Source organism: Aeromonas salmonicida subsp. salmonicida (genome assembly GCF_001643305.1).
Classification (GTDB): domain Bacteria; phylum Pseudomonadota; class Gammaproteobacteria; order Enterobacterales; family Aeromonadaceae; genus Aeromonas; species Aeromonas salmonicida.
Genome location: NZ_LSGW01000025.1, coordinates 26,412 through 50,736 on the forward strand (window position 1 = coordinate 26,412; position 24,325 = coordinate 50,736).

The window sequence follows — 24,325 nt, forward strand, 5'->3', positions numbered from 1 at the left end:
GCGTCGGATTATTGACGGTTGGCGCCCCTGAGCATTCGCCCCATACCCGCGTGGGCGGCAGCTTTAACGTCTGCCCGTGGATCTTTAACTCCATTCTCTAGCGCGGCAATGAACAGATCTTCATCAATCATTCCGCTCTCACCAATGGCAATCAAAGCTGCGGCTTTCACATCAGAGCGAGGGTCTTTCACTCCAGCCAACAAATGGTGAATCAACTTCTGTTCGTTATTCATCACGCACTCCCGTGTTTGTGCTTATTTCATCTTCCGGTACCGCTCCACCTGCTGGAGAAAGTAAGCCTGCATCTCACCCTTGTAGTTGCCGGCCTCGCTCTCTGCTGGTGTTTTGATATCCGGGTTCCTTTCCTTCCAGACCGCATAGGCGGCCGCCTTTTCCACTTCCACCCGTTCTTGTTGCTCGGGTGGCAAACTGCAAAGATTGTGGCTCATGGTGCCCTCCTGCTGCCGATGATACCGCACGCAGCGGAGAGGAAAAGAAAAAGGCGCCACATGGGCGCCTAATCTGCGAGCTGAGTCATTATGCTGCCTTGGCCTTATCCAGGTACTGGTGAAACGCCCGAACCGCGTCACTGTAGCAATACTGCAGTTCCTGAGCTGCGCTGCGCTCTGCATCGGTGGCCAGTGGTGGTGCCGAGATGTATCCGGCGTGACAGTGCGGGCAGGTATGAGGCTTTGGCTTGGTGAGTTCACCGGTACCGGAGCAGGCTGGGCAGCGCCCGCCCTGGGTATCCCGCTCACAGCGAGAGAGAATGAGTGCCCGCACCCGAGCCGCGTTATCGTGATCCCCCAGCAACTCCAGCTCCCGAGCCCGCCTTGCCTCACGGCGTCCATATGGGTGGTGGCGCTTGTAGAGGCGTAACAGTCGCTCACTGTCACCCTGTAACCCTGCCGCACTCATCACGGCGCTGGGTGGGTAACTCTCGACGAGCTGACGCACGGCCAGCCCATCAGACAGATGACGGGCACGCAGTACCATCACGCCGACAGGGTGCAGGTGCTCAGCGTGAGCCAGGGCGGACAGCACCTCCTCGCGCCCTACGCTATCCGGTGAACGACCGGATCGCTGTGACTCTGCCTCGATGGATACAGCCTTGGGGCTGTGCAATTTGATAAGAAGCTCGATGCTCATGGGTTGGTCCTCTGGTCTTGGTCCTGATTGAAAGCGGCAAGCAGCCAGGCGCGAAGCTGGCCGGATTTGATGTGCTCGGGGGTGGCCTCAATGACCATCCACCCGAGCAGGGAGGCCTCGTTCATCTTGGCTCGGTCCTCTACGAACCCCCTCCCCCTGGTGTGCCGGCCGCCAGAGTGGATGCCGCCGTGGATCTCGAGGGCGATCATCTGCTCTTCCCAGGCGTAGTCGAACCGCCACTTGCGCTTGGGGTGGAATACCAGCTCTGTGGTTGGTTCTGGCAAGCCGACGAGCTGGGCCAATACTCGCTGGTGCAGGGTGCCCACCTGCTGCGCTTTCTTGGCCTGTTCCACGACCCTCTTGGCTTTCGGGTGCTTGCTGAGCAGGCGACCGGCTTCAATGGCGGATAGGTGGATCATTCCAGGTTCGCCTCCATGAAGCTGGCCTTGGCATTCTCCAGCTGCCCCAACAATGAAAAAGGATGGTGTCCGTTCGCCCATGCCCTGGAGCAGGAGTCATCGCTATTGACCGTCACGATCAGGCAGTTGACCACCTCCCCACGCTTGGCGCTCTCAAGGACCTGCTCCAGGATGGAGACAACGTTGGCACCGCTCTCCTTCTTGACCTCGCTCAGGCTGACCACTTTTCCGCTCATGCTGCCCTCCCGATGGTGTTCTTGCGCAGCGCTGACACTTCACTGACCACCTGGGCCAGCAGTTGCTCCTCGCTACCGTGTTCAGCCTGCCAGCTCTTTGGTGCGGCGTGGAATCCGGTGGGGTAGCAAGCGCGGTGATGCTGAGGGCACAGCGGCAGCACACGGTTGTGAGCTGCACGCTGGGCCATGCCAGATCCAGAGCGCACATGATGGATCTCACTCTGGCTGGGGCCGTGCCCGGCGTTACGGCATGCCACGCAACCCAAAGAGGCTACGTCATCCAACCAGCGTTTTTCGGCCTTTGTCTTGCTCATGCCGCCACCATCATCAGCACGAACGGCTTAACGCCCCATGCAAACCAGGCCATTGCAGCACCGACCAAGAGCATCACCACAAAGGCGCCCTCCACCCGACCGGTAAACCCGCGAGATACCACCAACCCAACTCCAGCGGCGGTCATGATGAACAGCGAGACAACCAGCAGCACTGCCCACCCAAAAATAGCCAATACCTCCATCATGCCGCAGCCCTCCCATATGCCGCCACCCAGTCGAAGCCGCGGCGAGATTCATCCCCGAACCGCACGCCCTGCTGGGCACCGAAAGACTGAGCCAGCTCGATGAGATCGCGCATCTCGCGCACTGTCATCTTGGAGGTGGACTTGCCCAGCACCACGAACCCGTTGCCGTCGATATTCGGCACAACGTCCTGCTGGTACAGGGCGGCGGAGAGGACGTGCTTCCAGTCCTCCTTGGAGAGCTTGCGACCGTGCCAGTCCACCTGTTCGGCGATGTCGGTCATGACAGCCCAAAACAGGGCGTTCTGGGCCAGCGAGCGGGTCATCTCCTTGATTTCGATGATCAGCGGTTTGTCCTGGTCTACCGGCAGACTTGCTACCAGCTGGCAGGCGCGGGACCGGATATCAGGGCTGCGGAGGAAATACTTGGGGTAGCTCATGCGACACCGCCGGATGCAGGTAGTGAATAGTTCCCGTCAGCTCTTGGGCGGAGATGGGTCAACCCAGCATTCCGCTCCTTTGCCATCAGGTAGCAGCTTTCAGTCCACCAACTGGCTGGCTCGTAGATTTCGCACTCGTCCGGACTTACCCCGTACAGCCTCATCAGCGCCATTGGCCCGATGTAATGCCTCTGCTTGTCCTGGTCACTCGTTACCATTCCAGGGTGAACTACGTATTTAGCTCTCATCCTCACCCCCGCTTGGCTTTGTTGCGGCGCTTGGCTGCGGCACGCTGGCGTTTTGCGGCCCTGTCATTGCGCGGGTTGGGGATGCAGAATGAACTGGATGGCGTGAAGCGGATCGGGTTAATCCAGGCCGGAGCGCTGGCCGCCATAACGGCGGCGATTGTCATGGCGAATCTCATGCTGCCACCGCCTTAGCCGCAACGGCCTCAGCTGTGGGGAACGGCGAGAGGCAGTAATGCCACACGTGCTTGCCGTCGATGTTCTGGTTGCTGGAGTGCTTCACCCAGCCATGGCAACAGACTTCGCGCAGGCGGGCGCTGATGGCGGCTTGGGTGTCGGCGTGGCCGTAGCGGCTCCAGCACTCGCGTTCAATGTCGCGCAGAGTGCGTGACTTGCCATCGCTCATGATGGCGATAACGCGCCCCAACTGGGTCGCGGTAGATAGATCTCGGGTAGTCAGTTTTTCGGTCATATCGGGGTCCTTTTGGTTAAATCACCGGGTGGTCTAGGTCCGGTTTTCGTACTTGCTCATGTTACGGCTCGGTACTCCCTGTGTCACTGGTTGGCAAGGCCCTCCCTACGCAAGTTATCCACAGCTCCATTTGCAACACACCCTCTCAACGCCAGCACTGGCGCGCCTCTCAGGCGTTCGGCCTCCTGCGCCACTTGCTCCGGCGTCGTGTCGAGCACCAGCCAATGCCCTGCTCCACGCTGGCAATCGGTGTACCCAAGTGCGGCGATATCGTCGGACACCTCCAACAGCACCCGCTCACCGCACCAGCCACGAACAGCCGGGTAAATCACAACTCGGCAGAACTTTGCCTCGCGCACGGCGGCGATCACGTCAGGATTGAACATCAGGAAGCCCTCCTCGCTTGAACAACGCCTTGAGGCTTTCCACGCCTCGCTGGCCAGTCTGCTGGTAAAACTCAGGGCTGTGCTGGATCTGCTCCCTGGTCGGCAGCCCCTTGAGGACTTCGGCGCCCAAGTCCTCCCCGGCCACAACCCGGCGCAGCAGCTGGGTGTATGCCTGCTCAAACACAGGCCGGTATGCATCCAGGCTAAGCGTCTTGCACTCCCAGCTTGTCGCTTTGGCGGCCAGCTCTACTGCGGGATGGGTGAACCGGCGAGTTCGCACCTCGACCAGCGCAGTATCCAGCGTCGGCAGCCCCAGCGATTCAGGGGTGATCTGACACCACTTGATAAACTGGCCAGTGCCGGGGAAAAACGGGATCTGCTGCTGGCGAGCAACCCGCATCCCATGGCCCAGTTGCTCGCGGCTGGTGCAGTTGGCTTCGACTAGGGCAACCGTCCACTCCCGCAGCGCTCGAGCCTGCATCTCCGGGTTTGGAAAGGCCCGTTGCCAAGCAGGGAAAATCACCTTGAGCTGCTCGAACAACCGGGCCACCACCTGGGTATCTTGCTCGGTCACGGAGGCGGCAACTGGGCGAACCGGCGTGGCCTGGATCTCGCTCGGCATGCTGGCCAGTACCTCGCTTAACGGTTTCATGGCCATCAGTACCCCTCCCCGATCATCTGGTTGAGTTTTTCGGCCGTCATGGTTTTGGTCAGATCCCACTCGTCGCCCTGTGCTGGCTGACGGGCCTGCCCTATCCGCTTGGCCTGCAGCTTGTCCCACTGCTTGCGCAGGGTCTTGGGGCACTGCACGTTGGTAGACCAGAAGGGATCAAGGTTGGCCCACTTGAACAGCGAGCAGATTTCGTGATGGGTGCGCCCGTCCTGTGCCCGCATCAGGCGGATCTCGTTCGCCCACTGCGCCCAGTTGGGGATCTTGGCTGTCGGGTTGACCACCATGACCTTGCCCTGGATGTACTCGGCGCAGGTCAGATCATCCTGAGTTCCCCAGAATTTCCCGCTCGGGGTCTGGATGGCAGCATCTGGGCGGAGCTTTTCGACAGGCGTTGAAACCGATTCAACAACTCCGGCGTCGGGGAGCGCGTCAGCGTTCTTCGACGAAGAGATCTTTATGTTTTCTTTTAATGTATTTATTTCTTGTTCTGTTGTCGTACCGGTCGAAACACCGATCGGTACACCGGAGGGCGCATCAACAGTAGGCTGCAAGCCCATATCTGGCGCGGCTTTGAGTGTTTCGGTTGGCGTACCGGTCAGCGTACCGGTCGGTGTACCGACCGAAACGCCACCCAATTGAGTCTCTTTTTGCTCATTTGGAGCTGAATTTTCTGGTGCTGGCTCGACAGTGTCCACAGCCATGATCGCGGCCTGGTAGTCGTCATAGTTGTTGACGGTGATCACCGACCCCCATGGGGTGCCCTGTATTGTCACCATGCCCTCTCGCTCAAACCACCCAAGCAGTCGATCGGTGGCTTGCTTGGATAGGGCTCTCCCGCGCTCGTCACGCAACAGCGAACCAAACTCGGTGGTGCTGATCACCAGCTGACCCCTCATCAGCGTCCACTCGCGCCCCTTGTAGCTCACAGCGCACTCCTCATAGGCTGCGAGACTGATGATCCGCATCCATCCGGCAAACTTCACTGCGCTCTTTGCCCAGTCGGCGGCCATCAGTGACCGCCAGCAGATCACATATCCGCTGCGCCTGTTGGTGCTCACGCTGCTACCTCTGCTGATAGGTTTGGAAATGGGGGCGACTGCCCCCGGGAATTTGAGAACAGTGCTCATGCTGCCTCCTCATCGGCACGGCAAAAGCCAGTTTCAGAGAGATGAAGTTCTATGCGTCGCCCGATAAATTCCATGCACGGTACCGCCATGGAGTTGCCGATCGCCTTATAGCGAGGGCCGTCTGCTGCCATCCGGTGCGCCTCTTCCTCAGGTATGAGTGGGAAGTGGCGGCGCAAATAGACCAATTCATCTGCGATCAGTTTGTTGCGCTTCGCAGCCGGTATCATGGTGTGATTGTCAGGAAAACCCTGCAGGCGCTCGCACTCAACAGGGGTTAGGCGGCGGACGGCCATCGTGGAAACAAGGGCAGGCGGAGGGCTGCTTCTGTCGAGAGAGATCGTGTATTCCTCGTAGAATTTACCTGCGCCGTTGCTAGTCGTATTGTGCAGCTTGGTTGTGTATGCCACCGCAGGATGTGCGCCTGCGTTGGCGTGACTATCCGCATGACCGCTCGCCCTCAGTGTCGGAGACGTGTTTTCAGTGGCATCGCCGCCATCGTCCTTGGAGCTGAAGGCCACCGGCACAATCGGTTGCCCCCTGCCAGTGCCATCCTCGCTGGCGTTGAAGCCTTCCGCTTTCAGGGTGTGGGTGATGTCGGCGGTGACGCAAGGCGGATTCTCTCGTACCAATTCATCCCAGTTATTGGCGGCGAAGATGACACGCCGGTCGTGGTCTTTGATGCTGTTGTACTCGGTCAGTACCGCATTTTCCTGCCCCTGATTGCACCCTAGCGTGTGAGCCAGCTCGACTTTGGTGTCTGGGTCTTGGGTGCCGTGGACGACCATCGTCTCCGTTTCGTAGTCGATGCGCCCCATCCCGCCAGCATTCAAACAATGGGAGATGTGTCCAGTGCTGGTCGCAAGAGGGATCAGATGCCCGGCTTGGCCTTGGTTGTCATCTGCGCCACACGTTCCAGCGCCGTTTGCAGTAAGGGCGGCAACTGCCTTCCCCGCTTCTCTGCTCGGCGCAGAATCCCGGCGCACGCCTTCGCACTCAAAAAGAACTTTTGCGGGATCGAACCCTTCTCGAGCACTTGCGACAACGAACACACGGCGGCGTCGTTGGGCCACTCCGAAATATTGGGCATCGATGACCCGCCACGCGACTGCTCTTTGGGGGCCAAGCACACAACCAGCGTTTTCCCATTTCTTCCCTGGTGGGATGAGCTCGCAATCTTCCCCGGCAAGGAGGCCAAGGAATGCGCCAAAAGCGTTGTCTTTTGACGAGAGGACGCCGGGGACGTTTTCCCAGACGGTGATGCAGGGAACAGCTCCAGCTGCTGCTCGTTTTTGATCAATGGCATTGGCAAGCTCCACGTACTTGATAGTCAGAAAACCACGGTCATCAGCCAGCCCCTGACGGGCGCCGGCAACAGAAAACGCCTGACATGGCGTTCCGCCAACAAGGATGTCTGGAGCCACCACATTCCCCTTGAGGACTGCAGTCGCTATCTTGGTCATATCGCCAAGGTTGGTGACGTGTGGCCAGTGGTGTGCCAGCACTGCGCTCGGGAATGGCTCAATCTCGGCGAACCACGCAGGGTTCCAGCCAAGAGGCTCCCAAGCCAGCGACGCTGCCTCGATGCCGCTGCAAACGCTGCCGTAGATCATGCTGCCACCTCCTGCTCGGTGTACTCGCAAGCGGGGCACTCAAAGGCGCGGTCGTCGGTACCGGATTGCAGCTCACTGCCACACAAAGGGCAGTGGTTGAGATCGTGCGAAAAGGGTTGGCCCTCATGGGCCAGGATTGGTTTGGTCATTGTCTGAGGTCCTGATTCAAATGCCCGGTGGTTAGTCGGACAAGAGGTGGTTATGCGTTGTGCTGCGTCTCTGCACGCTCAACGGTGCGGGCCTGCAGCTCGCGAGCCAGGCGAACGGCGGTTTTATCGGTGCCGGCAGCTTGAGCGATAGTGATCACAGAATCGTCCTCCAGATGCAGGGCAAGCTCATGCATGACTGCTTTCAAAATGATGTTGCTGCGTTCGCTAATGGGTTGAGCTGTTTTATGTGACATAGCTACTACCTTCTTAATATTGAGTTGACCAAATTGCGGATTTTTTCATATTCGACCTTGAGCTTTTCTACCGGAGTCTTATGGCGCTCATTCTCGTAAGCGGCCTCATCATCAGGAGTGAACGCAAGCTTTCCGTACTCAGGCAGTCCATATCCGCTAAGAATTTCTTCAATGGTCGCTGGCGGATACCCTTGCGCCATTAGGATTCGGCTGGCTCGTTTTACGGCCCTCGCCAAAATCTCTGGCTCGTGTTGAGATATGGAATTGAGTAGGGTTAGTAGCGAGACTCGGGCAAATGCAGTTTCAGTCATGCAAAATTCTGCCGCCACTTCACGCCAAACCTCTCTCTGAGCCGGCGTTCCGCGCAATCGTAGGGGTGAAATGGTGCTCATGTTTTCGTGATCAGGCAGGGCTGCTCTGCTCATTGTGCTGGTCCTCTGTTGGTGATTATTCAGGCCGGTGGTTAAGCGGCCTGCTTGGTTTCTACTGGTTCCGGTCGGTAGTCTTCCAGACCGAAATCAAGCTCCTCTCCGGATGCGAAGTGAATGCGGGAGGCGTACTTCTCAGGGATAACTTCCGGCCATTCGGACACGGTGCTCTTCGTGACACCAATGGCGCGAGCCAGGGCGTTGTTACCGCCAAAGAACTTGATGGCGCGATTTTTTTTCATTGGTCGGGGTCCTTTCATGGTTGCTGACAATACAGACCACATTTTGGTTCGGTTTACCGAACAAGTCAACCATCGGCATAGCGCACATGAAATAAGCCAAAATGGGGGAGTGTTTTTTTATACGAACGAGATTGACATGACCTCTTTTAGAGACCGACTGGAATACATGCTCAGGGAGCGAGGCTGGAAGCAGGCCGACCTGGTGCGCAAGTCCGGGGTAAGCAAGGCCGTTATCTCAGTTCTCCTGTCTGACCCGGTCAAGGATTTGAGGGTGAGTAGCTTGCTCTCCATCGCCAAGGCTCTTGGTTGCGATCCGCTGTGGCTCTACACAGGCAAGGAAAGCGGCACCTATGTCACAGATACAAACCTCGGCAAGGTGCCCGTGTGGGAAATGCCTGAGCTTGGAAAACACCCCACAGATGCTCTTTCTACTCTGGATAGTGGTCGCCACATATTCAGCGATTCAGATGGCCAGTTGATAGGCGTCATCGCCAGTGATGACAACCTTGCTGGCTCGGGGATTAAGGCTGGTGACATCTGCGTCATTGACTTGGCAGACCGGCAGGCTCGCCATGGCGATATCCTGTTGGTTCGCCTGGATAGCAACAAGCAAGCGCGCCTGCTCAAAGCGCTGGATGGGTTGTCAGGTATCAGCTTGGTGACGGACGATCAACGCCTTGGTGTGGTGCCAATCAAGGATGTGGTGGTGTATGGCCGGATGGTTGAACTCCGCAGAGACGTGAAAGAGTAGATACCCCTACCCCGAACAGCCCGCCCAGTGCGGGCTTTTTTGTATCCGCCGATCGGCTGAAGTAACACTCAAAGAAAAAAAGTTCGTTAAACCGAACATTTTGTATTGACGAGAGTGTTCGGGAATATTAACCTTTGCCTTGTTCGGTAAAACAATCGAATAGCCAAGACCGGTAACAGTAAGGGGCAGCGATGAAGGCGGCCAATCGTGGTGAAGGTCTTGGGTAACCTCCCGCTCTGGCGGAGTAAAGGCCAGAACACAACTGGGATTGCATTGATAGGACACCGGCATCGGATCTAAGGCAGCGACAGGAAGACCAGCAAGTTTGGTCCCACTGGATTGGTCGAGCCGCCCGGACTGAAAGCAATAGCGGTGCAATCCGCAGTTGTGGTGTAGGTCTCAGCGGTAGAGCCGACTCGACGGAGTGAGCGCGCAGGTTCGAATCCTGCCACCACACAAGATTTAGACACTCGGTAATCAGGACCCGCCCGCAAGGGCAAGCGCCTGACCAGCGCGTAAGAACGACAAAGCCCGCACAAGGCGGGCTTCGAAGGACTGGGGTACCACCCCAATCAGAATGCCAGGGGACCAACCCCGGCAATCAGGACCCCGACCAGCCTAAACCGGTGGGAATCAGCGAGGACCAACTCGCCAACAGGAGTAAATGTACCATGACCCAGAACATTTTTTCCAGAGCCGCGAATCGAGCCGACAAAGTCATTGCCTCTATCGCCGACCGACTGAGCGGAAACCACTCCCGCCGAGTCGCCCTTCATCGCCGTGCCAGCGCCATTGCCGACGATATCCGCCGCCAGAAGTTGGCAGAAAAGCGAGTCATAGCCAACCAGCGCCTTGGCCGAATCCCACAAGGCCACCGCCTGATGCTGAACCTGACAGCACAAAACCACCGCAACGCCGTCTGACCCGGGCCTGGCGCTTCCCTGATAGCGCCGTAGCCAAAGCCTCTTTTTGAAGCACCGCAAGGTTGCTTTGGCTTCGCTCACGCCAAATCCGGCTGAGCTCGCTCTTTAACAGCCTGGAACCGGCTCACAACCACGAATCCCAATGCCGGTAGGGATGCGCCGATACCCCGTTAAAACCGGAAAGCGGTGTGTGAACGTGAACGATTTATCACTCGTCTTTTACCTGCCAAACACAACAGGGAGTGCGAACGATGTAACCGACAGCCGTTAGAAGCGGCCAATCCATGCGCCAGTAATGATGGCGCCCCGAGTTCTCCGCGTGGGAAACCAGCTTTGCATCTGGTTAGGGTCAATAAACCAAGTGGCACGGGTAGAGCAGTCCACAAATCTGGGGTGGACACCTGTTATTAGCGGCGATAGCGCGACAGCACGGACGGCTTACCAGAAGGCGCCGGATGACGTAACCGGCAAGCCCGCTGGCAACAGCGGGTATCCCAAGGCGGCTCCAGTGGAGCTGGCAACAACATAGCGTCGAAGCTGTGGCTGCCTTCGGATAACCAAGAGGACCCCGACCATGAAAAACGCAGATATGCCAGCCATGCCGCTGGTTAACAGTAATGGCTCTCCTGTGCATCACAGCAACGCAGGCATGGAAAACCACGGTGTGATGGCAGGACTAACCAAGCGCGAAATGATGGCAATGCATGCACCAGAAATGCCTGACTGGTTTGACAGTGTGTGGAGAATGAGATTTGCCAACAATGACCGCTATTTCAAGAGTGGCATTGATGAATTTGGCGAGCCTGTTCGAGAGATAACAAAAGGCGGACTGAGTGCAATGTATTTCGCATGGCGCACTTACTACGCAGACGGCCTTCTCGCTGAACTGGAGAAGCAAAATGACCAATGAAACCACCCTGCTCGCCCTGCTGGAGAGCCGCGAAGCCGAGGCCAACGCCGAAGCTGAGTGGGTCGCCGAGTGGGTTGAGAGCAATCGACCACTCATGCTGGCCGGCATGCTTGAAACAGACCCAGCAACCCTGCTGGGAGAACTCGGCAGCGACCAGCACCGCCAATACAACCTAGCCATCTGGCTGATGATGCGCGACGGCGACCACATGCCGCTGATGCAGTTCATCCAGCAGGTGGTTGACGCTGGGCTGGTCGAGTTGGCCAAAGCCGCGTGGAGCGACCACGTGGCCGCCCTGCACGACGCCATGAGCGAGGACCAATGGGAGCAGTACCAGGACAGGAGCGCAGCATGAGTAATCACACGCAGGAGCCTTGGCCGTTTTTTGTTGACTGGGCAGAACCTAGCACTCCTCACCCAGAGAGCGAGCCGATCGTGCGCCTTGGCTACGACGACTACCAGAGGGCAAGGTATTGCGTTAATGCTTGCCAAGGGGTCAGCAACGGTCAGTTGGCTCTGACATCCGTCAGCGGGGCAATCCTGATGCTGAAAGAGGCTGAGCAGCAGTGCGACGAGCTGCTGGCTGCGCTGGATACGATAGGGACGCACACCATCACTGAAGAAGATGGTAGCGAGGTTGAGGTGCTATTCGGAGATATAGATAAGATCCGCGATGCTATCGCCAAGGCCAAAGGCGGTGCCGCATGAACGCCGCACCAGATAGCGCCAGCTACTACGGCGTCAAGACTGCGCCCTACACCCACGTCAACCTGCTGAGCGGACGAAAAGGACGCGAGGTAAGCCGCAGCGATGGCGAAGTCGTTATCCAGTGCGAGCAGGGAGGTGTGCAGAGCTACGACGAAGACCGGCTGCACCTGACCTGGGCGCGTCTGAGCAACGATTCACAAGGAGATCCCGCATGAACGCCATTGCCGACACATCCGCCGCGCACCCGCTTGGTCGGGTGTTCGGCCTCTCCAATGAGGAGTACCACTCTGGCCCGGGGGTCAGCAAAAGCCAGCTCGACCAGATAGCAGAAAGCCCAGCCACCTACATCTGGGCCAAAAATGCACCGGTCGATGAAGAAAAGCTCAAGGCATTCGACATGGGCAGCGCCATCCACTGCCTGTTGCTCGAGCCGGACGAGTTCAAAGACCGCTTCATCATCGCCCCGCCATTCAACCGCCGCACCAACGCAGGCAAGGAGGCTGAGGCCGAGTTCTTGGCCGGCTGCGCCGAGCTGGGCAAGACGGTGATGGATGCCGAAGAAGGCCGCAAGCTGTACCTGATGCGCGACAGTGTGATGGCTCACCCAGATGCCCGCTGGCTGCTGGAGCAGGAGGGGCACAGCGAAGCCTCTTTCTACTGGATTGACCCCGAAACAGAGGAGTTGTGCCGGGTTCGCCCAGACCGACACCTGAGCGGTCACCCCATCATCCTGGACGTGAAATCGGTGGATGACATGGGGCGCTTAGAGCGCCACGTTGAGGACTTCCGCTACCACGTTCAGGACGCCATGTACTCCGAGGGCTACCACAGGGTCATGAGTGAGCAACCGGACTTTGTCTTCCTGGCCGTCAGTACCAGCGTTAACTGCGGTCGATACCCTGTGCGGGTGCGCCCCTTGCCTGATGACTGGAAGGAGGCAGGCAAAGACCTGTTCCGCCGCGACCTGCGCAAATTCCACGAATGCCGCGCCAACAACGACTGGCACGACTTCAAACCACTCCAGCGCCCAGCGTGGGCGACAAGGAAAGCAGCATGAGCAACATCACCAACATCAAGCAGCAGGCGGTCGAGAATTTCACCGCCAAGTACCCCATCCTCGTCCAGCGTGGCATCGACGAGCCGACCTGGAACGCCCTGTGTAACACCATTTACCCAGGTGCAAACCCCGATTCGGTGGTCATGGCCATCGACTACTGTAAGGCGCGCGGGCTCGACATCTTGCTCAAACCGGTTCATCTGGTACCAATGCAGGTCACCGATGCCAAATCTAAAGATAAGGTCTGGCGGGATGTGCCTATGCCCGGGATCGGCATGTACCGGATCCAGGCCGACCGTTCCGGCAACTACGCCGGCGCTGACGAGCCGGTATTTGGTCCAGATGTGACCGAGGAGTTCCAAGACCCCTACAACCAGAGCGCCAAGATCAAGGTCACCTATCCGCAGTGGTGCAAGTACACAGTCTATAAGGTGGTGAATGGGCAGCGGGTTGCCTTCCACGCCTTGGAACGCTGGAAGGAGAACTACGCCACCCAGAGCGGAAAGACTGAGTGCCCCAATGCCATGTGGCGCAAGCGGCCATATGCCCAGCTTGCCAAGTGCACAGAGGCGCAGGCGCTGCGTAAAGCTTGGCCAGAGATAGGCAGTGAGCCAACCGCCGAGGAGATGGAGGGCAAGGAGATCATCATCAACGAGATCCCGGGAGCACAGCCTACCCAGAGCACCCCAGCCAAGAGTCGCGCCCTCGATGCTATGCGCGGCCAGCACACTGCACCGGTAACCCTGGATCACGACCCAGTAGCAGAGCTCACTCCTGAACTCGACCGGGCCACTACCGATCACGCCAGCGCCTACGCCGACCACTGCGCCGCCATCGAGGGGGCGTCGTCGGTTGAAGAGTGGACAAGCGCCTACACCACTGCCTGGGCATGGGCAGGTGAAACCGGCGACCAAACCATTGCTGATGGCATCAAGCAGGTAGCTGGTGAGCGCAAAGCCCAGCTCAACAAAGCCAAATAATACAGCCACTTTCAACTTAACCAGCCCGCCATCCAGCGGGCTTTTTATTACAGAGGAAAAAATATGGGAACACGCAACCTGACCTGTGCCGTCGTTGATGGCAAGTACAAGGTCGCCCAGTACGGGCAATGGGACGGCTACCCTAGCGGGCAAGGTGCTACTGCGCTGCAGTTCCTGCTCACCATGGACCGTGAAAACTTCATCACCAAGCTGCGCGCAGCCCGGTTCGCAAACGATGAAGACCTTGACTCCATTCAGGCGGAGCTTGAAGCAGCCGAGTCGGGTTCAAGCAGAGGCATGATGGCTGAAGGTGGCAAGTACCAGCAGTTCAGCCGGGACCGTGGTGCCAGCATTCTCAATATCGTTGCTGAAGCAGAGCCAGGCATCCTGCTGAAGGACCGCCTCAGCTTCGCCGCTGACTCCCTGTTCTGCGAGTGGGCCTACGTGGTTGACTTCGACAAGGGCACCTTCGAGGTGTTTCAGGGCTTCAACGAGGCGCCGGTGCCGGAAGGCGAGCGCTTCCACGGGGCAACCTCAGATGACCCGTCGCCGGGCTACTACCCAGTTCGTCTGGTCAAGACCTACCAGCTTGATGCGCTGCCCACCCACGAGCAGTTCTTGGCTGACGTGGAACAGCAAGACGAGGAATAACAGTTAGTCAGCATCTTCTATCGGCCTGCTCACTGCGGGCCTTTTCATGCCAAAGGAACCGCCATGACCAAACAAGCCAAGACCGACACTGAACAAACCCAACTGGTTGTCATCGAACCCACCGCCGCCGTCACCCTCTTCACCGAAGGGGATGGCATTGACGCCATGCTGGCCGATATTCGCAAGCAGGCGGCAAGCCTGGTGCCTGATGTGACCACCGCCAAGGGGCGCAAGGAGATCGCCAGCGTTGCCTATGCCGTCGCCAAGACCAAGACCTATCTGGATGGCCTCGGCAAAGAGCTGACCGCCCAGTACAAGGCGATTCCTGCCCGCATCGACGCCAACCGCAAGGTGATCCGCGACACCTTGGACGCACTGAAAGACGAAGTGCGCGCCCCACTCACCCAGTATGAAGAGGCAGAAACTGCCCGGGTTGAGGCCCTGCAAGCTCGGCTGGCTCGACTCAATGAGCTGGGCACCTCTGCCAGTATCGAGATCACTGCGGCTGACCTGCAGTTTTTGCTGACTGAAGTCGAGCAGACCGCGCTGGACGATAGCTGGCAGGAGCTGCTGCCCCAGGCGACCGTGGCCAAGGAACTGGCCACCAAGCGCCTTGGTGAGACGCTGGCCACCCGTCAGAAGTACGAAGCCGAGCAGGCTGAACTGGAGGAGCTTCGCAAGAAGCAGGCCGAGCAAGAGCGCATAGACCGCGAGCGGCTGATAGCCGAGCAGGCAGCGGAGCAGGCTCGACTCCAGGAAGAGAATCGCCAGCGCCTGGAGCGTGAAGCGGCCCAGCACCGTGAGCAGGAGGCACAGCGCCAAGCCCAAGCTGCCCAGCAGGCAGCGGAGCAGGCACGGCGAGATTCCGAAGCCTCTGAGCTGGCCCGTCAGCAGGCAGAAGCCCGCCGCATTGCCGAAGCAGAGCAGGCAGAACTGCGCCGGCAGGAGGCTGAGCGCAATGCGGCGCTTCATGCCGAAGCTGTAGCCGCGCAAGCCGCCGAGCAGGAGCGCCAGCGCATAGCCGAAGAACAGCGCCTGAAAGAAGAAGCAGATGCAGCTCGCGCCGCAGATGTGGAGCACCGCCGCACCATCAACCAGTCCATCTTGATGGATCTCATGGGCCTTGGCATTGAAGAGGATAAAGCAGTCACCCTCATCAAGCACATCGCCAACAACAAGATCGCCCACCTGACCATCAACTACTGATCACCTCGCCCTGCCGCCAACAGGGCGCTTACTCAGGACCTCAATAATGACCACGCTGAACCCCAGCGAGGCAACCAGCCTCGCCCTGAACACCATCACCAGCCAGATCCGGCTGCTGGCAGACATGCCAGCCGAGCACTGCAAGCAGGCTGTCGCTGGGCTGGAGCCTATCGTTACCGCCAACCTGACCATGATCAGCGAGGCGGCGAACGCCCACATAGACGAGTTCAACGACCTGATTGGTGAGCTTGAAGCCCGGGATCGCGAGCTGGAAGGCCAAACCAATCTTGTCGGCGAGCTGCGCCAGCAAGTCGCCAGTACCGAGCAGCGCATTGCCGCCGCGCAGGAAGAGACAATCGCAAAGCTGGAAGTGGCAGAGGCGGCAGTCTATGCCGCCACCCGCAAGGCCGACGGCGTCCAGGCCAGCCTCAACGCCGCAAACATCCAGATCCGCGAGCTGGAGCGCCGGATTAAAGCCTACAAGGAAATGGATCCGGAAGGCCTCAAGCGAAAGGTGACGGAGCAGCGCAAGAAGTTGGAGGAACGGCTTGCGGCTATCACTGCAGGGAAGAACGAAATCAGCGGCTATCGCCGTGATAACACCAAGCTTTCAGCAAGTGTCACCGAACTGACGGCCATTATCAGCCAGCAACAGGCTGATCTGGATGCGCGCCAGCAAATCATCAACGACATGGCCCTGTTCAAGGATGTCAGCCTGCTGTGGGGCAAGCACCTGCGCAAGCACTACACCGACGAGAAAGGGGTGCGCTGGAATATCTATGTGGTAGAGGGTGGCATCCAGTCCGACAAGAGCTATCTGCTCAACGATCTGGACTGGAAGCTCCACGCCATGCGCTCTGATGCCACCGGCTGCACCGTGATGCTGAGTGAGTGGCTGAGCCCGGTATTCCCTGGCGCAGTGGCTCAGGACATACCGATGGAGGCGATCCGCGACATTCACTCCTTCATGCTCGATGCGCTCGCCATCACCCACCCCCAGTTGCAACCTCGCGCCGAGTGGGCGCAAACAGTCCACATCAGCGAGATTGGCCTCAACGCCAAGGTGCAGGGGCTGCTTGAAGGGGCTGGCATCACTGACCTGTGGAAGTTGATGGTGAACCAGAGCGACAAGCTGCTGGCGATCAAGGGTATTGGCATCAAGCTGGCCGACCAGATCATCAGCGCGGGTCATGCTGCGGTTCGCCAGTGGGAGCAGGATCGGGCGGATGTCATTGAGGGCGAGCAACCAGCGATTGAGAGTAAGGAGGCTGCATGAGCCAGCAACCGACAACAGTAAGGCCAGTCAAGGCCTACAGCGTTCAGGATGGGGAGCACGGTGCCATTGTTTTCGCCACCAGTGGGATTGCAGCTCGTCGCATGGGGGCCAACGAGCTGAACACCGATTTCGAGGCAATCGAAAGCTGCCGTCGCGTCCAGTGGGCTGATGAGTATGCAAGTGTCGGCGCAGTGCCGCCACTGGTCATGATCGCCCATGGATGGTGGTTTGAGTGCTCACACTGCTACCGGAAGGTATGTGATGACAGCTGCCACTACGACAAGGAAAGCGGCCAGGAAATCATGCACGAGCCGGTGGCAGACGGTGACTGCATATACTGTACCCCCGCCTGCCGCGACGCAGAGATAAAGGAGCGTGCCGAGAGGGAAGCCAAGAAGGAGGCTGCTAAGCAGACTGCTGAGCAGCAGTTCCCCGGTGTCGAGGTGAAATGGGTAGACGACAGCGAGCCAGCCAAAGTCAGTTTTACGTTCCCAGGAGGAAAGTACGCCGTCACTTGGACTGTCGGCGATAGCTTTGCCATGGTGCCCAAGATCGACACTGAAGCATGGGAAGAATTCAAGGCCGCCAAGCAGTCAGGTGGCACATCATGAGCCTCTACAACCACCGTGGCATGGTGCAAGACCGCCAGGCCCTGCTCAAGCTCAAGCTGCGCCAGCGGCGACGGGATGAGATAGAACGCCAGCAACTGGCTAAACAACTCGGCATTGAAACCAAGGAGGTGAGCTGATGGCCGACTACAGAGGTTCAACTACCCCAGCCGCTACCCGCGACATGACCCAGACACCGCCCTACCTGTTCCGGGCGCTGGATCTGGAGTTCAACTTCGCCCTCGATGCCGCCGCCCTACCGGAGACGGCCCTGTGCCAGAAGTACCTGACGCCAGATATCGACGCCCTGAGCGTGGACTGGGGCGACTTCATCAGCCCGTCAGTGCGATCTCCGTGGGTCTGGCTCAATCCCCCCTACTCCGATATCGGGCCGTGGGTGGAGAAGGCCATCGAGCAGCAGGGGCGCGGGATCGGAACAGTCATGCTGGTGCCGCAGGACACCAGCACCGAATGGTATCCAGGTGAGCGGGCCAGCGAGGTACGCCACATCACCGGATACCACGACGATAACGGCAAATGGCGAAACGGTCGGGTGAACTTCATCAACAAGGAAACCGGCGAGGAGATGAAGGGCAACCCCAAGGGTTCCATGTTCCTGATTTTCGCCCCAGGCTGGCGCGGCGAGTGCCGGATCCGCGATGTCAGCAAGCTCACCCTGCTGCTGGCTGGAGCAGAGCCCATCAGCGCTGCAGCCTGATACCCCCAAACCATCCACCGCTGGCCACACAGAAACGGTGGATAACTCAGAGGTCCCCCATGAGAACCACGGAAAACCCCTACTGCGGCGCAGTAGTCATCGGGTTGGGCGTTGTCGTGCCCCACCCCAAGCAGCCCAACAAGTTCATCCTGCCTGGCGGAACCATCTGTAACCGGCCACAAGCCGAAGCAGCCGCCAAGAAAATCCATGACCTGCTGGCCAAGAAAGCCCGCACCTAACCAACCAAAAGGACCCCAGACCATGAACCATTCCGTACTTAAATCTGCCAGCGTATACAGTGCCAAGCTCCCAGATATCAACGCCATGCGTGAACACCTGGCCGAGCTCGCCTTCACCCCGCTCACTGAAAATCAGCTCAGCTGCGCCGGGTTTGACCAAAATCAGGCAACCGGTGAGCTTGTTACCGACCTGCCTGGCGCTGGCTTCGCGTTCGTTGTGCGCCAAGACACCAAGCTCATTCCGACCAAGATCGTCAACCGTAAGCTCAAGGAGCGCATTGATGCGCTGATCGCCGCCGGTATGCGTGAGCGCGTCACCCGAAAAGAGAAGCAGACCATGAAGGATCAGCTGATTGTCGAGATGGCCGCCACAGCCGAGTATGAAACCACGCAGATCCATGCACTATACGACCAGAAAAACGAGCTGCTGTACCTCAACACCACTACCAAGCGCCCGCTCAAGGTGGTCATGCACCTGCTGGTAAAGTGCATGGGTTCCCTCAAGACCCAGACCATCCACATCGACGACATCAAGATGGGGATCAGCAACCGCCTGAAAGACTACCTGACCGATAGCGCAGAGCGTCCAGAAGCGCTTGGCCCCTTCTCCCCGCTTCAGTTCGTCAAGCTCAAGTCTGCCGACACTGCGCAAGAGATGGTGACCTTCAAAGGGATGGATCTCAACGGGGATCGCGCCTCTGATGTGGTTTCCCTACTGGAAGCTGGCTACCAGGTGGAGGAGTTGGAGCTGTGGCACGAACCCATCAGCTTCAAGCTGAACAGTGATTTCAGCCTGCGCGCCATCTCCATGCCTGATTACGACTCCGACGAGGATGTCGAGGATTACGCCCACCACTGGCGCCAGTGCAACGCTGCCAACCTCATCCTGCTGTCGAGGGCCATCACCGACCTTTGCACCATGATGGACTACCAAGCCCCGGCAGAGGAGAAAGCAGCGTGAGCGACTTCAAGAATGCCGTGCTGCGCCTGGACCAACGACATGACCTCAACGATAGCAATGCCACTATCGATGTTGATGGGCACGGCGCGATCGCTGAGGTGGTGGTCAGGATGGAGGGGAAGACAGAGGACTCCCCTGTACTTGTCGCCTTCGGTGAGCGTTTGGTTGCCTGTTACAACCTGCTGGATGGTTACGACACCCAGGAGTTTAAAGGCCGCCCCCTGGCCGAGTTCGTGGCCAAGCAGGCTTACCTCAACGAGATGAACACCAACGACGGCATCAACCTCTCCCTGTCAGGGCTGGCAGTGCAGATGCTGTTTGCCTCGTTTGCTGGCCAGTTCAAGGCCAACTGTGCCACCAACTACTTGGAGCTGCGCGGCAGCCATCCGGAAACCGGCCCCTTCACCATCACCATGCAACGCGCCGAAGGGCTCACGCCGGCAGACAAGCTGAACGCCATAACCAAGCAGCGGGATGTGCTGCGCGAGGCGCTTGATCGCTTACAGGGCGTGATGAACAACAGCCAGGGGGTAGCCGGCTGGCACAAGAACGGCGATATCGCCACCTGGGACGAGGTGCTGCCGGAAGTGGCCGCGGCCCTCGAGTTTGTGGAAGGAGAACAATCATGAAGCGGTATGACTGCACCATGCACGACAAGCGTGGAGCGTTTGGACTCTGCATGGAAGCACGCAGTGAGGGGCAGTTCGTCCCCTTCACCAAAGTTGAGCAACTGCAGGCCAAGATCTTTGGGCTGCTGGAAGAGCGCAACAGCACCGGGATAGCAATAGACAAGGCCATCCTGTCCGGCATCGTGCCAGAACAGCACCCTCTGCGTTCGCGGCTGGAACGGCTGGCCAACCACCACAAGCGCGAGCAGGCCCTGGCCGATGGCATGGTGGCATTGGCCGACCGCTGCACGTTGCTGGCCGACCTGTTGCGGGAGGTAACCCAGATAATCCCGGCGATCGGGGTGGCAATCGAAGATCTTCCGGTTGCTGATGCCTTCCTTGAGCGCATAGAGAAAGCGTTGGCAGGGCAAGTGCTGGAACACGTCGGCAACGACACACTCGCCATGATGATGGATGAGCTGCACGACATCTGCGTAGGGCTCGACGCACCAGGAGGAGAGCAGAACGGCGCGGAAGCATGGGATCAGGTTAAGGGTGCTCGCGACAGGGTGCTGGCCAGCTTGCATCATGGCCGTACTGATGCTGAGTGGACTGACGCCACCACCTCACCGGTCGCCGCAGACTACCGCGAGCTTCAGGAGCAGCACGACCAGTTGCAGAGCCGACTCAAGGTGGCGCTGGGTACACTCCAGCTCGCACTTCCCTATGTGGAGCATGCTATCGAGTTCGCACCGAGCCAGCAGATTTCCGATGGGCACAAGATCTTTGCCGCCCATATCACGGCAGCCCTGACGGGAGATCGTGGAGAACTGATCGCCATGATGCAGGAGCAGAACCCGGCTGATGCGCTGGTGCTGATGTCGTACATTGCATCCCTCCAGCGCTACACCCTGGGCGGGCACTGCGATTCCTTCGGTCAGGACTGCGGCGCCGAAATGGAGCAAGACGACGAGGGGGAATACGTCCTGCTGGCCGAGGCCCTGGCACTACCTGCCGCACCAATACCCTCAGGAGATGAGCTGTGCGCTACCGAGCCCCGATCATCCAGCCCGGACTGACCAAGGAAGAAGCCACCGATGCGCGGGATCGATACCTGCGCATCAACCCCGGCGCCCGGGTCACCATCGACAGCCAGCCAGATAACCCCCAGCTCAAGACCCTGATAGCCCACCTCCCCGTCCTGCCGTTCCGGCAAGTCATGGATCCCGGTTTCATCGGTTACCGGGGGTGGCGATGCTGACTGACCCCAACAAGCAGGCCGCCCTTGAGCGAGCCCTGCACCAGATAGCCCAACTCAAGGCCAGCCAACCAGCTGGCCTTTCTGTTTCCACAGCAGATCCCCGCACCGGCTTTCGCTGCAAAAGCATTGAGCGCGAGCGCCCACGCGACGTGTACTGGGCCCAGTGCCCCTACGTCGGGATCTCGATCAGCATGAAGGATGTGAAATAACCATGGATATCAATCTCAAAGGAAGCCGAACGCAAGTAACTATCGACGGCAGGACATTCACTGGGCGCAGCGTCTCCATCGTCAATGGCAAGGTTATCGTCGATGGCAAAGAGCAGGACGGCCAGCTGGTCGGCCCTGTATCGGTCACCGTCAACGGCGATGTCGAAGTGGTGGATAACCCGACCGGTGCAGTATCGGTAACCGGCTCGGTCGGCACCATCAAAACCATGTCTGGCGATGTGTACTGCAAGGACGTATCAGGTTCGGTCTCTACCATGTCCGGTGATGTCACCTGCGGCACCATTGGCGGCTCAGCTTCCACCATATCCGGCGACATCAACCGCCGCTGATCAATTTCGCCCCTGGTAGTGTTTGGTATTAACTACCATCACGAGCGGTGCCATAATGATCCCATCCAATAACAAGGACGGGATTGATACATGCGTAACATGGTGTTTTTTGCTTTTTTCGTTGCCTTTTCTTCTGCAGCTTTGGCTGATAAAGGCGTGGTTGTAAAAGAAGATGTCTGCGGCACTGGCAACGCAATTATCGAAACAAGCGATGGCTGGTATGTTGCTGCTGAGCACTACTCTGGTGTTTACCTGTATGAAGGTGATGAGGTTTTCGGAAATCTGAAAACCTATGGCAGTGAAGAAATTACGCGACGAGACGGCGACTCTGGAGATTTTTACATCGAAAATTGGGTTGCATCGATTGGAGATGCGTATGAAGAACTTTGTGATTAATCGCTAACCAGCATCCTGTTTCACACCAACGGACCCAGCCATCGCGCTGGGTTTTTGTTTTATCAATCAGAGGGTTGGTATGACCAAACAACAGGCGGCTGGGATCGCGATCCCGGCTATATATTCGATGCGGGGTAAGATGCCACTCCAACAGAATTAGTGGCCAAATTTTGAGCCCCCCCGAGTTTGGGGAGCTCAAAATTAACCCGCCCGGCACTGAATGATTAACGGCCCTTCCTTCAATCCAATTGGCGCCCCATCCTCAAGGACAGGAGGCCCCGCCATGCAACAACTTCAACTGACCATCGACCAAGACAGCCAGCTGCTCAATGATCTGGTCAGCACCGTTCGATCCCCCACCCTTTCCCGATCGGCCAAGCTAGCCGAGATAGGCCGCATCCTGGCTCACTTCGATCTGCCTATCGAAGCCCCCAGGGTAACCGGCCAGCTCTGGAGCGCAACCGAGCTGGGCAAGGAGCTGGGGGTCAGCGCCCAGGCCATTGGCCGGCTTGCGAATCAGCACAGCCTGAAAACTACCGAACTGGGAGAGTACCGCCTTGACCAGGCATCCAACTCCCGCAAGCAGGTTCAAACCTTTTATTACAACCAGCTCGGGCGTAACCAGCTCGAGTCGCTATTAACCGCGAGGACCAAAATATGCAGCAATTTGTCTATCCCTGTGCCAAGTGGGTGAGGCCAAAGCTTTTCGCTGAACTGACTGGCATGACAGAGAAAGCCGCCGAAGGGCGTCGCTTGAAAGGAGAGTGGCCAGAGGGGCGTGTCTGGCTCAAGGCCCCAGATAACCAAATTCGTTACAACATTGCGGAGTATGACAAGTGGGTAGAGTCAAGCATGATGATCTAGTGGCTGGCGTCACTGGATTGGAAGTTCATGGCAAAAAACTGCGAATCAACTTCACCTATAAAGGCGTCAGGTGCCGGGAGGTGTTAGACCTCCCCATCACCAAAGCAAACGTGAAGTTCGCCGCAAACAAGCTGGCCACGATAAAGCACGAAATCGCCATCAACACCTTCAACTATGCAACCCACTTTCCAAGCAGCGGAGCGGCTGACAGGTTCGGCCCAGTGAGAAAGCGGCATCAACTTGGGAGCGCCTATGCCGAGTTCTGGCAACTGCTGGAACCGACACTCAAGCCAACGACCAGAAAAATTTACCCATACGGGTTCAAGTCCTGCCTTGCCATTCTCGGTTCAGATCGGGACATGGCCAGCTTGAAGCCAAAGGATCTCGAGCGGCTGCGCAACGAGCTGATGGTGCAGCTGCGGCCAGCCACGGTAAACACCTACCTGAAACGCTTCTGCCAGTTCCTGCTCTGGTGCGAGCGCAACGACATCTTGAAGGATGCAGGTAAGATGCTGGCCGCCGTGAAGTTGGTATCCTCCAGCAGCGGATCACCTGCTGACCCTCTCGAATATTCAGAGTATCTAAAGGCGCTGGATGCCTGCACGCACGTTCAGCACAGAAACATGATCACCGTCTCTGTTTACACTGGCCTGCGCCCCGGCGAGCTTCGAGCCATGGCGTGGGAGGATATTGATTTCGATAAGCGGACGATAACAGTGAGGCGAAGCGTCGGCCCTGGCGGTGACTATTTCAAGCTGCCGAAGACTGGCTTGGTCAGGTTTGTGGATATGCAGCCCCCGGTGATCGAGGCACTATCGAGTCAGCGTGAGCTCACTTACTCGAGAAAGCCGGTTGTGATCAGCGTTGACCAGGCTGACGGGAAAGAAACTATATCTGTTCGGCCTGTGTTCTCGCCGAAGCTGACATCGACGTTTGAACCCAACGCAAAAGAGTGGTTCACTCAGTCTGGCTTTGTCACCCTGTGGGTTAGAGTCGTCGATCGTTCAGGTATCCGGTATCGCCGCCTGTACCAACTGAGACACACCTTTGCCAGTTGGAATTTGACATCGCACGGAAACCTCGCTTATATCGCCGACCAGATGGGTCATGCAGATCTTGAAATGCTCCAGTCCGTTTACGGTAAATGGATCGCGTCCGCCAGCAAATCAGAGGCCGCACGGATCTGGGAACTGATGACATCAAAAGGCCATTTTGCCCCAACCACGCCCCAAGAAAACGAACAGCAACCATAAGGCATTGTTTTTAAAGTGGTAAAAACTTACATCTACTACCCCGGCATGG

At 58.2% G+C, this 24,325-nt stretch carries 42 protein-coding genes and 1 tRNA gene; 25 read left to right on the top strand and 18 right to left on the bottom strand.

Features of this window, described 5'->3' with window-relative positions:
• Positions 1-8: 8 nt before the first annotated feature.
• From AXW79_RS01930 to AXW79_RS02010, 18 genes are all read right to left on the bottom strand, one after another.
• Complete coding sequence (locus AXW79_RS01930; RefSeq protein WP_043150739.1) at positions 9-233, bottom strand: hypothetical protein; 225 nt, start codon at positions 231-233, stop codon at positions 9-11.
• 21 nt (positions 234-254) lie between these two features.
• The gene (locus AXW79_RS01935; protein ID WP_005310242.1) at positions 255-449 is read right to left on the bottom strand and encodes a DUF3283 family protein; all 195 of its coding nucleotides are present in this window, start codon (positions 447-449) and stop codon (positions 255-257) included.
• A gap of 88 nt (positions 450-537) precedes the next feature.
• Positions 538-1,149, bottom strand: coding sequence for a hypothetical protein (locus AXW79_RS01940; protein ID WP_043150737.1), 612 nt, complete (start codon positions 1,147-1,149; stop codon positions 538-540).
• On the bottom strand, positions 1,146-1,568 hold the full coding sequence (locus AXW79_RS01945; protein ID WP_043150734.1) for a hypothetical protein: 423 nt from the start codon (positions 1,566-1,568) through the stop codon (positions 1,146-1,148). Before AXW79_RS01945 ends, AXW79_RS01940 begins: the two co-directional genes overlap by 4 nt.
• The gene (locus AXW79_RS01950; RefSeq protein ID WP_043150731.1) at positions 1,565-1,804 is read right to left on the bottom strand and encodes a hypothetical protein; all 240 of its coding nucleotides are present in this window, start codon (positions 1,802-1,804) and stop codon (positions 1,565-1,567) included. The genes AXW79_RS01945 and AXW79_RS01950 overlap by 4 nt, the downstream gene beginning before the upstream one ends.
• Complete coding sequence (locus AXW79_RS01955) at positions 1,801-2,118, bottom strand: Ref family recombination enhancement nuclease (protein ID WP_043150729.1); 318 nt, start codon at positions 2,116-2,118, stop codon at positions 1,801-1,803. The genes AXW79_RS01950 and AXW79_RS01955 overlap by 4 nt, the downstream gene beginning before the upstream one ends.
• Complete coding sequence (locus AXW79_RS01960) at positions 2,115-2,324, bottom strand: hypothetical protein (protein WP_043150727.1); 210 nt, start codon at positions 2,322-2,324, stop codon at positions 2,115-2,117. Before AXW79_RS01960 ends, AXW79_RS01955 begins: the two co-directional genes overlap by 4 nt.
• Complete coding sequence (locus AXW79_RS01965; protein ID WP_043150725.1) at positions 2,321-2,761, bottom strand: recombination protein NinB; 441 nt, start codon at positions 2,759-2,761, stop codon at positions 2,321-2,323. The genes AXW79_RS01960 and AXW79_RS01965 overlap by 4 nt, the downstream gene beginning before the upstream one ends.
• Before the next feature lie 250 nt (positions 2,762-3,011).
• Positions 3,012-3,185, bottom strand: coding sequence for a hypothetical protein (locus AXW79_RS22685; protein ID WP_155395604.1), 174 nt, complete (start codon positions 3,183-3,185; stop codon positions 3,012-3,014).
• The gene (locus AXW79_RS01975; protein WP_043150720.1) at positions 3,182-3,478 is read right to left on the bottom strand and encodes a hypothetical protein; all 297 of its coding nucleotides are present in this window, start codon (positions 3,476-3,478) and stop codon (positions 3,182-3,184) included. The genes AXW79_RS22685 and AXW79_RS01975 overlap by 4 nt, the downstream gene beginning before the upstream one ends.
• An 83-nt stretch (positions 3,479-3,561) precedes the next feature.
• A complete protein-coding gene (locus AXW79_RS01980; RefSeq protein WP_043150718.1) occupies positions 3,562-3,864 on the bottom strand; it encodes a hypothetical protein in 303 nt (100 codons plus the stop codon).
• On the bottom strand, positions 3,851-4,522 hold the full coding sequence (locus AXW79_RS01985; RefSeq protein WP_052446560.1) for a replication protein P: 672 nt from the start codon (positions 4,520-4,522) through the stop codon (positions 3,851-3,853). Before AXW79_RS01985 ends, AXW79_RS01980 begins: the two co-directional genes overlap by 14 nt.
• On the bottom strand, positions 4,522-5,664 hold the full coding sequence (locus AXW79_RS01990; RefSeq protein WP_052446559.1) for a hypothetical protein: 1,143 nt from the start codon (positions 5,662-5,664) through the stop codon (positions 4,522-4,524). The genes AXW79_RS01985 and AXW79_RS01990 overlap by 1 nt, the downstream gene beginning before the upstream one ends.
• On the bottom strand, positions 5,661-7,274 hold the full coding sequence (locus tag AXW79_RS01995; protein WP_043150714.1) for a DNA cytosine methyltransferase: 1,614 nt from the start codon (positions 7,272-7,274) through the stop codon (positions 5,661-5,663). The genes AXW79_RS01990 and AXW79_RS01995 overlap by 4 nt, the downstream gene beginning before the upstream one ends.
• Entirely contained in the window at positions 7,271-7,423 is a 153-nt protein-coding gene (locus tag AXW79_RS23270; RefSeq protein ID WP_169817202.1) for a hypothetical protein, read from the bottom strand. The genes AXW79_RS01995 and AXW79_RS23270 overlap by 4 nt, the downstream gene beginning before the upstream one ends.
• Positions 7,424-7,473: 50 nt before the next feature.
• Positions 7,474-7,677 carry a hypothetical protein gene (locus tag AXW79_RS02000; protein ID WP_043150711.1) on the bottom strand — a complete coding sequence of 68 codons (204 nt, stop codon included), beginning with the start codon at positions 7,675-7,677 and terminating at the stop codon, positions 7,474-7,476.
• Positions 7,678-7,682: 5 nt separating this feature from the next.
• Positions 7,683-8,102 (bottom strand): hypothetical protein, encoded by a 420-nt coding sequence (locus AXW79_RS02005; RefSeq protein ID WP_043150708.1) that lies wholly within the window; start codon positions 8,100-8,102, stop codon positions 7,683-7,685.
• 38 nt (positions 8,103-8,140) lie between these two features.
• Complete coding sequence (locus AXW79_RS02010) at positions 8,141-8,347, bottom strand: Cro/CI family transcriptional regulator (RefSeq protein ID WP_043150705.1); 207 nt, start codon at positions 8,345-8,347, stop codon at positions 8,141-8,143.
• 16 nt (positions 8,348-8,363) lie between these two features.
• Here AXW79_RS02010 and AXW79_RS02015 point away from each other — a divergent pair, with 16 nt between their 5' ends.
• From AXW79_RS02015 to AXW79_RS02135, 25 genes are all read left to right on the top strand, one after another.
• The gene (locus tag AXW79_RS02015) at positions 8,364-9,098 is read left to right on the top strand and encodes a helix-turn-helix domain-containing protein (protein ID WP_238325311.1); all 735 of its coding nucleotides are present in this window, start codon (positions 8,364-8,366) and stop codon (positions 9,096-9,098) included.
• 386 nt (positions 9,099-9,484) lie between these two features.
• Positions 9,485-9,555: transfer RNA gene (locus AXW79_RS02020), tRNA-OTHER, on the top strand.
• 214 nt (positions 9,556-9,769) lie between these two features.
• Positions 9,770-10,021, top strand: a complete 252-nt coding sequence (locus AXW79_RS22690; protein WP_073531743.1) for a hypothetical protein — start codon at positions 9,770-9,772, stop codon at positions 10,019-10,021.
• Between the two features lie 574 nt (positions 10,022-10,595).
• Positions 10,596-10,931, top strand: a complete 336-nt coding sequence (locus AXW79_RS02030) for a hypothetical protein (protein WP_043150699.1) — start codon at positions 10,596-10,598, stop codon at positions 10,929-10,931.
• Entirely contained in the window at positions 10,921-11,286 is a 366-nt protein-coding gene (locus AXW79_RS02035) for a hypothetical protein (protein ID WP_043150696.1), read from the top strand. The genes AXW79_RS02030 and AXW79_RS02035 overlap by 11 nt, the downstream gene beginning before the upstream one ends.
• Entirely contained in the window at positions 11,283-11,639 is a 357-nt protein-coding gene (locus AXW79_RS02040) for a hypothetical protein (RefSeq protein ID WP_043150694.1), read from the top strand. Before AXW79_RS02035 ends, AXW79_RS02040 begins: the two co-directional genes overlap by 4 nt.
• Entirely contained in the window at positions 11,636-11,854 is a 219-nt protein-coding gene (locus AXW79_RS02045; RefSeq protein ID WP_043150692.1) for a hypothetical protein, read from the top strand. The genes AXW79_RS02040 and AXW79_RS02045 overlap by 4 nt, the downstream gene beginning before the upstream one ends.
• Positions 11,851-12,696, top strand: a complete 846-nt coding sequence (locus AXW79_RS02050; protein WP_043150689.1) for a PD-(D/E)XK nuclease-like domain-containing protein — start codon at positions 11,851-11,853, stop codon at positions 12,694-12,696. Before AXW79_RS02045 ends, AXW79_RS02050 begins: the two co-directional genes overlap by 4 nt.
• The gene (gene bet, locus AXW79_RS02055; protein WP_052446558.1) at positions 12,693-13,676 is read left to right on the top strand and encodes a phage recombination protein Bet; all 984 of its coding nucleotides are present in this window, start codon (positions 12,693-12,695) and stop codon (positions 13,674-13,676) included. Before AXW79_RS02050 ends, bet begins: the two co-directional genes overlap by 4 nt.
• Positions 13,677-13,739: 63 nt before the next feature.
• Positions 13,740-14,327, top strand: a complete 588-nt coding sequence (locus AXW79_RS02060; protein WP_043150686.1) for a hypothetical protein — start codon at positions 13,740-13,742, stop codon at positions 14,325-14,327.
• A 63-nt stretch (positions 14,328-14,390) separates the two neighbouring features.
• Positions 14,391-15,533, top strand: coding sequence for a coiled-coil domain-containing protein (locus AXW79_RS02065; protein WP_043150684.1), 1,143 nt, complete (start codon positions 14,391-14,393; stop codon positions 15,531-15,533).
• Between the two features lie 46 nt (positions 15,534-15,579).
• Positions 15,580-16,809: an AAA family ATPase gene (locus tag AXW79_RS02070; RefSeq protein WP_043150681.1), complete on the top strand. Its 1,230-nt coding sequence runs from the start codon at positions 15,580-15,582 to the stop codon at positions 16,807-16,809.
• Positions 16,806-17,420 (top strand): hypothetical protein, encoded by a 615-nt coding sequence (locus AXW79_RS02075; RefSeq protein WP_052446557.1) that lies wholly within the window; start codon positions 16,806-16,808, stop codon positions 17,418-17,420. The genes AXW79_RS02070 and AXW79_RS02075 overlap by 4 nt, the downstream gene beginning before the upstream one ends.
• Positions 17,417-17,557 carry a hypothetical protein gene (locus AXW79_RS22695; protein ID WP_155395603.1) on the top strand — a complete coding sequence of 47 codons (141 nt, stop codon included), beginning with the start codon at positions 17,417-17,419 and terminating at the stop codon, positions 17,555-17,557. The genes AXW79_RS02075 and AXW79_RS22695 overlap by 4 nt, the downstream gene beginning before the upstream one ends.
• Positions 17,557-18,135: a phage N-6-adenine-methyltransferase gene (locus AXW79_RS02080; protein WP_043150678.1), complete on the top strand. Its 579-nt coding sequence runs from the start codon at positions 17,557-17,559 to the stop codon at positions 18,133-18,135. Before AXW79_RS22695 ends, AXW79_RS02080 begins: the two co-directional genes overlap by 1 nt.
• A gap of 59 nt (positions 18,136-18,194) precedes the next feature.
• Complete coding sequence (locus AXW79_RS02085; protein WP_005310179.1) at positions 18,195-18,374, top strand: hypothetical protein; 180 nt, start codon at positions 18,195-18,197, stop codon at positions 18,372-18,374.
• 22 nt (positions 18,375-18,396) lie between these two features.
• Positions 18,397-19,335, top strand: a complete 939-nt coding sequence (gene rdgC, locus AXW79_RS02090) for a recombination-associated protein RdgC (protein ID WP_043150676.1) — start codon at positions 18,397-18,399, stop codon at positions 19,333-19,335.
• A complete protein-coding gene (locus AXW79_RS02095; RefSeq protein WP_043150674.1) occupies positions 19,332-19,964 on the top strand; it encodes a hypothetical protein in 633 nt (210 codons plus the stop codon). The genes rdgC and AXW79_RS02095 overlap by 4 nt, the downstream gene beginning before the upstream one ends.
• Positions 19,961-21,022, top strand: a complete 1,062-nt coding sequence (locus AXW79_RS02100) for a hypothetical protein (RefSeq protein WP_052446556.1) — start codon at positions 19,961-19,963, stop codon at positions 21,020-21,022. The genes AXW79_RS02095 and AXW79_RS02100 overlap by 4 nt, the downstream gene beginning before the upstream one ends.
• Positions 20,986-21,204 (top strand): hypothetical protein, encoded by a 219-nt coding sequence (locus AXW79_RS02105; protein WP_043150671.1) that lies wholly within the window; start codon positions 20,986-20,988, stop codon positions 21,202-21,204. Before AXW79_RS02100 ends, AXW79_RS02105 begins: the two co-directional genes overlap by 37 nt.
• Entirely contained in the window at positions 21,198-21,413 is a 216-nt protein-coding gene (locus AXW79_RS02110; RefSeq protein WP_043150669.1) for a hypothetical protein, read from the top strand. Before AXW79_RS02105 ends, AXW79_RS02110 begins: the two co-directional genes overlap by 7 nt.
• Before the next feature lie 2 nt (positions 21,414-21,415).
• Positions 21,416-21,763, top strand: a complete 348-nt coding sequence (locus tag AXW79_RS02115) for a hypothetical protein (RefSeq protein WP_043150667.1) — start codon at positions 21,416-21,418, stop codon at positions 21,761-21,763.
• A gap of 90 nt (positions 21,764-21,853) precedes the next feature.
• The gene (locus tag AXW79_RS02120) at positions 21,854-22,159 is read left to right on the top strand and encodes a hypothetical protein (RefSeq protein WP_043150664.1); all 306 of its coding nucleotides are present in this window, start codon (positions 21,854-21,856) and stop codon (positions 22,157-22,159) included.
• 283 nt (positions 22,160-22,442) lie between these two features.
• Positions 22,443-22,853 (top strand): hypothetical protein, encoded by a 411-nt coding sequence (locus AXW79_RS02125; protein WP_043150662.1) that lies wholly within the window; start codon positions 22,443-22,445, stop codon positions 22,851-22,853.
• Positions 22,854-23,022: 169 nt separating this feature from the next.
• Positions 23,023-24,276, top strand: coding sequence for a site-specific integrase (locus AXW79_RS02135; RefSeq protein WP_052446555.1), 1,254 nt, complete (start codon positions 23,023-23,025; stop codon positions 24,274-24,276).
• The last annotated feature ends 49 nt before the right edge of the window (positions 24,277-24,325 follow it).

Excerpts from the sequence above, each read along its gene's own strand:
- AXW79_RS01930 (WP_043150739.1), bottom strand. The coding sequence starts at position 233 with ATGAATAACGAACAGAAGTTGATTCACCATTTGTTGGCTGGAGTGAAA.
- AXW79_RS01935 (WP_005310242.1), bottom strand. The coding sequence starts at position 449 with ATGAGCCACAATCTTTGCAGTTTGCCACCCGAGCAACAAGAACGGGTG.
- AXW79_RS01940 (WP_043150737.1), bottom strand. The coding sequence starts at position 1,149 with ATGAGCATCGAGCTTCTTATCAAATTGCACAGCCCCAAGGCTGTATCC.
- AXW79_RS01945 (WP_043150734.1), bottom strand. The coding sequence starts at position 1,568 with ATGATCCACCTATCCGCCATTGAAGCCGGTCGCCTGCTCAGCAAGCAC.
- AXW79_RS01950 (WP_043150731.1), bottom strand. The coding sequence starts at position 1,804 with ATGAGCGGAAAAGTGGTCAGCCTGAGCGAGGTCAAGAAGGAGAGCGGT.
- AXW79_RS01955 (WP_043150729.1), bottom strand. The coding sequence starts at position 2,118 with ATGAGCAAGACAAAGGCCGAAAAACGCTGGTTGGATGACGTAGCCTCT.
- AXW79_RS01960 (WP_043150727.1), bottom strand. The coding sequence starts at position 2,324 with ATGATGGAGGTATTGGCTATTTTTGGGTGGGCAGTGCTGCTGGTTGTC.
- AXW79_RS01965 (WP_043150725.1), bottom strand. The coding sequence starts at position 2,761 with ATGAGCTACCCCAAGTATTTCCTCCGCAGCCCTGATATCCGGTCCCGC.
- AXW79_RS22685 (WP_155395604.1), bottom strand. The coding sequence starts at position 3,185 with ATGAGATTCGCCATGACAATCGCCGCCGTTATGGCGGCCAGCGCTCCG.
- AXW79_RS01975 (WP_043150720.1), bottom strand. The coding sequence starts at position 3,478 with ATGACCGAAAAACTGACTACCCGAGATCTATCTACCGCGACCCAGTTG.
- AXW79_RS01980 (WP_043150718.1), bottom strand. The coding sequence starts at position 3,864 with ATGTTCAATCCTGACGTGATCGCCGCCGTGCGCGAGGCAAAGTTCTGC.
- AXW79_RS01985 (WP_052446560.1), bottom strand. The coding sequence starts at position 4,522 with ATGGCCATGAAACCGTTAAGCGAGGTACTGGCCAGCATGCCGAGCGAG.
- AXW79_RS01990 (WP_052446559.1), bottom strand. The coding sequence starts at position 5,664 with ATGAGCACTGTTCTCAAATTCCCGGGGGCAGTCGCCCCCATTTCCAAA.
- AXW79_RS01995 (WP_043150714.1), bottom strand. The coding sequence starts at position 7,274 with ATGATCTACGGCAGCGTTTGCAGCGGCATCGAGGCAGCGTCGCTGGCT.
- AXW79_RS23270 (WP_169817202.1), bottom strand. The coding sequence starts at position 7,423 with ATGACCAAACCAATCCTGGCCCATGAGGGCCAACCCTTTTCGCACGAT.
- AXW79_RS02000 (WP_043150711.1), bottom strand. The coding sequence starts at position 7,677 with ATGTCACATAAAACAGCTCAACCCATTAGCGAACGCAGCAACATCATT.
- AXW79_RS02005 (WP_043150708.1), bottom strand. The coding sequence starts at position 8,102 with ATGAGCAGAGCAGCCCTGCCTGATCACGAAAACATGAGCACCATTTCA.
- AXW79_RS02010 (WP_043150705.1), bottom strand. The coding sequence starts at position 8,347 with ATGAAAAAAAATCGCGCCATCAAGTTCTTTGGCGGTAACAACGCCCTG.
- AXW79_RS02015 (WP_238325311.1), top strand. The coding sequence starts at position 8,364 with ATGGTTGCTGACAATACAGACCACATTTTGGTTCGGTTTACCGAACAA.
- AXW79_RS22690 (WP_073531743.1), top strand. The coding sequence starts at position 9,770 with ATGACCCAGAACATTTTTTCCAGAGCCGCGAATCGAGCCGACAAAGTC.
- AXW79_RS02030 (WP_043150699.1), top strand. The coding sequence starts at position 10,596 with ATGAAAAACGCAGATATGCCAGCCATGCCGCTGGTTAACAGTAATGGC.
- AXW79_RS02035 (WP_043150696.1), top strand. The coding sequence starts at position 10,921 with ATGACCAATGAAACCACCCTGCTCGCCCTGCTGGAGAGCCGCGAAGCC.
- AXW79_RS02040 (WP_043150694.1), top strand. The coding sequence starts at position 11,283 with ATGAGTAATCACACGCAGGAGCCTTGGCCGTTTTTTGTTGACTGGGCA.
- AXW79_RS02045 (WP_043150692.1), top strand. The coding sequence starts at position 11,636 with ATGAACGCCGCACCAGATAGCGCCAGCTACTACGGCGTCAAGACTGCG.
- AXW79_RS02050 (WP_043150689.1), top strand. The coding sequence starts at position 11,851 with ATGAACGCCATTGCCGACACATCCGCCGCGCACCCGCTTGGTCGGGTG.
- bet (WP_052446558.1), top strand. The coding sequence starts at position 12,693 with ATGAGCAACATCACCAACATCAAGCAGCAGGCGGTCGAGAATTTCACC.
- AXW79_RS02060 (WP_043150686.1), top strand. The coding sequence starts at position 13,740 with ATGGGAACACGCAACCTGACCTGTGCCGTCGTTGATGGCAAGTACAAG.
- AXW79_RS02065 (WP_043150684.1), top strand. The coding sequence starts at position 14,391 with ATGACCAAACAAGCCAAGACCGACACTGAACAAACCCAACTGGTTGTC.
- AXW79_RS02070 (WP_043150681.1), top strand. The coding sequence starts at position 15,580 with ATGACCACGCTGAACCCCAGCGAGGCAACCAGCCTCGCCCTGAACACC.
- AXW79_RS02075 (WP_052446557.1), top strand. The coding sequence starts at position 16,806 with ATGAGCCAGCAACCGACAACAGTAAGGCCAGTCAAGGCCTACAGCGTT.
- AXW79_RS22695 (WP_155395603.1), top strand. The coding sequence starts at position 17,417 with ATGAGCCTCTACAACCACCGTGGCATGGTGCAAGACCGCCAGGCCCTG.
- AXW79_RS02080 (WP_043150678.1), top strand. The coding sequence starts at position 17,557 with ATGGCCGACTACAGAGGTTCAACTACCCCAGCCGCTACCCGCGACATG.
- AXW79_RS02085 (WP_005310179.1), top strand. The coding sequence starts at position 18,195 with ATGAGAACCACGGAAAACCCCTACTGCGGCGCAGTAGTCATCGGGTTG.
- rdgC (WP_043150676.1), top strand. The coding sequence starts at position 18,397 with ATGAACCATTCCGTACTTAAATCTGCCAGCGTATACAGTGCCAAGCTC.
- AXW79_RS02100 (WP_052446556.1), top strand. The coding sequence starts at position 19,961 with ATGAAGCGGTATGACTGCACCATGCACGACAAGCGTGGAGCGTTTGGA.
- AXW79_RS02110 (WP_043150669.1), top strand. The coding sequence starts at position 21,198 with ATGCTGACTGACCCCAACAAGCAGGCCGCCCTTGAGCGAGCCCTGCAC.
- AXW79_RS02115 (WP_043150667.1), top strand. The coding sequence starts at position 21,416 with ATGGATATCAATCTCAAAGGAAGCCGAACGCAAGTAACTATCGACGGC.
- AXW79_RS02120 (WP_043150664.1), top strand. The coding sequence starts at position 21,854 with ATGCGTAACATGGTGTTTTTTGCTTTTTTCGTTGCCTTTTCTTCTGCA.
- AXW79_RS02125 (WP_043150662.1), top strand. The coding sequence starts at position 22,443 with ATGCAACAACTTCAACTGACCATCGACCAAGACAGCCAGCTGCTCAAT.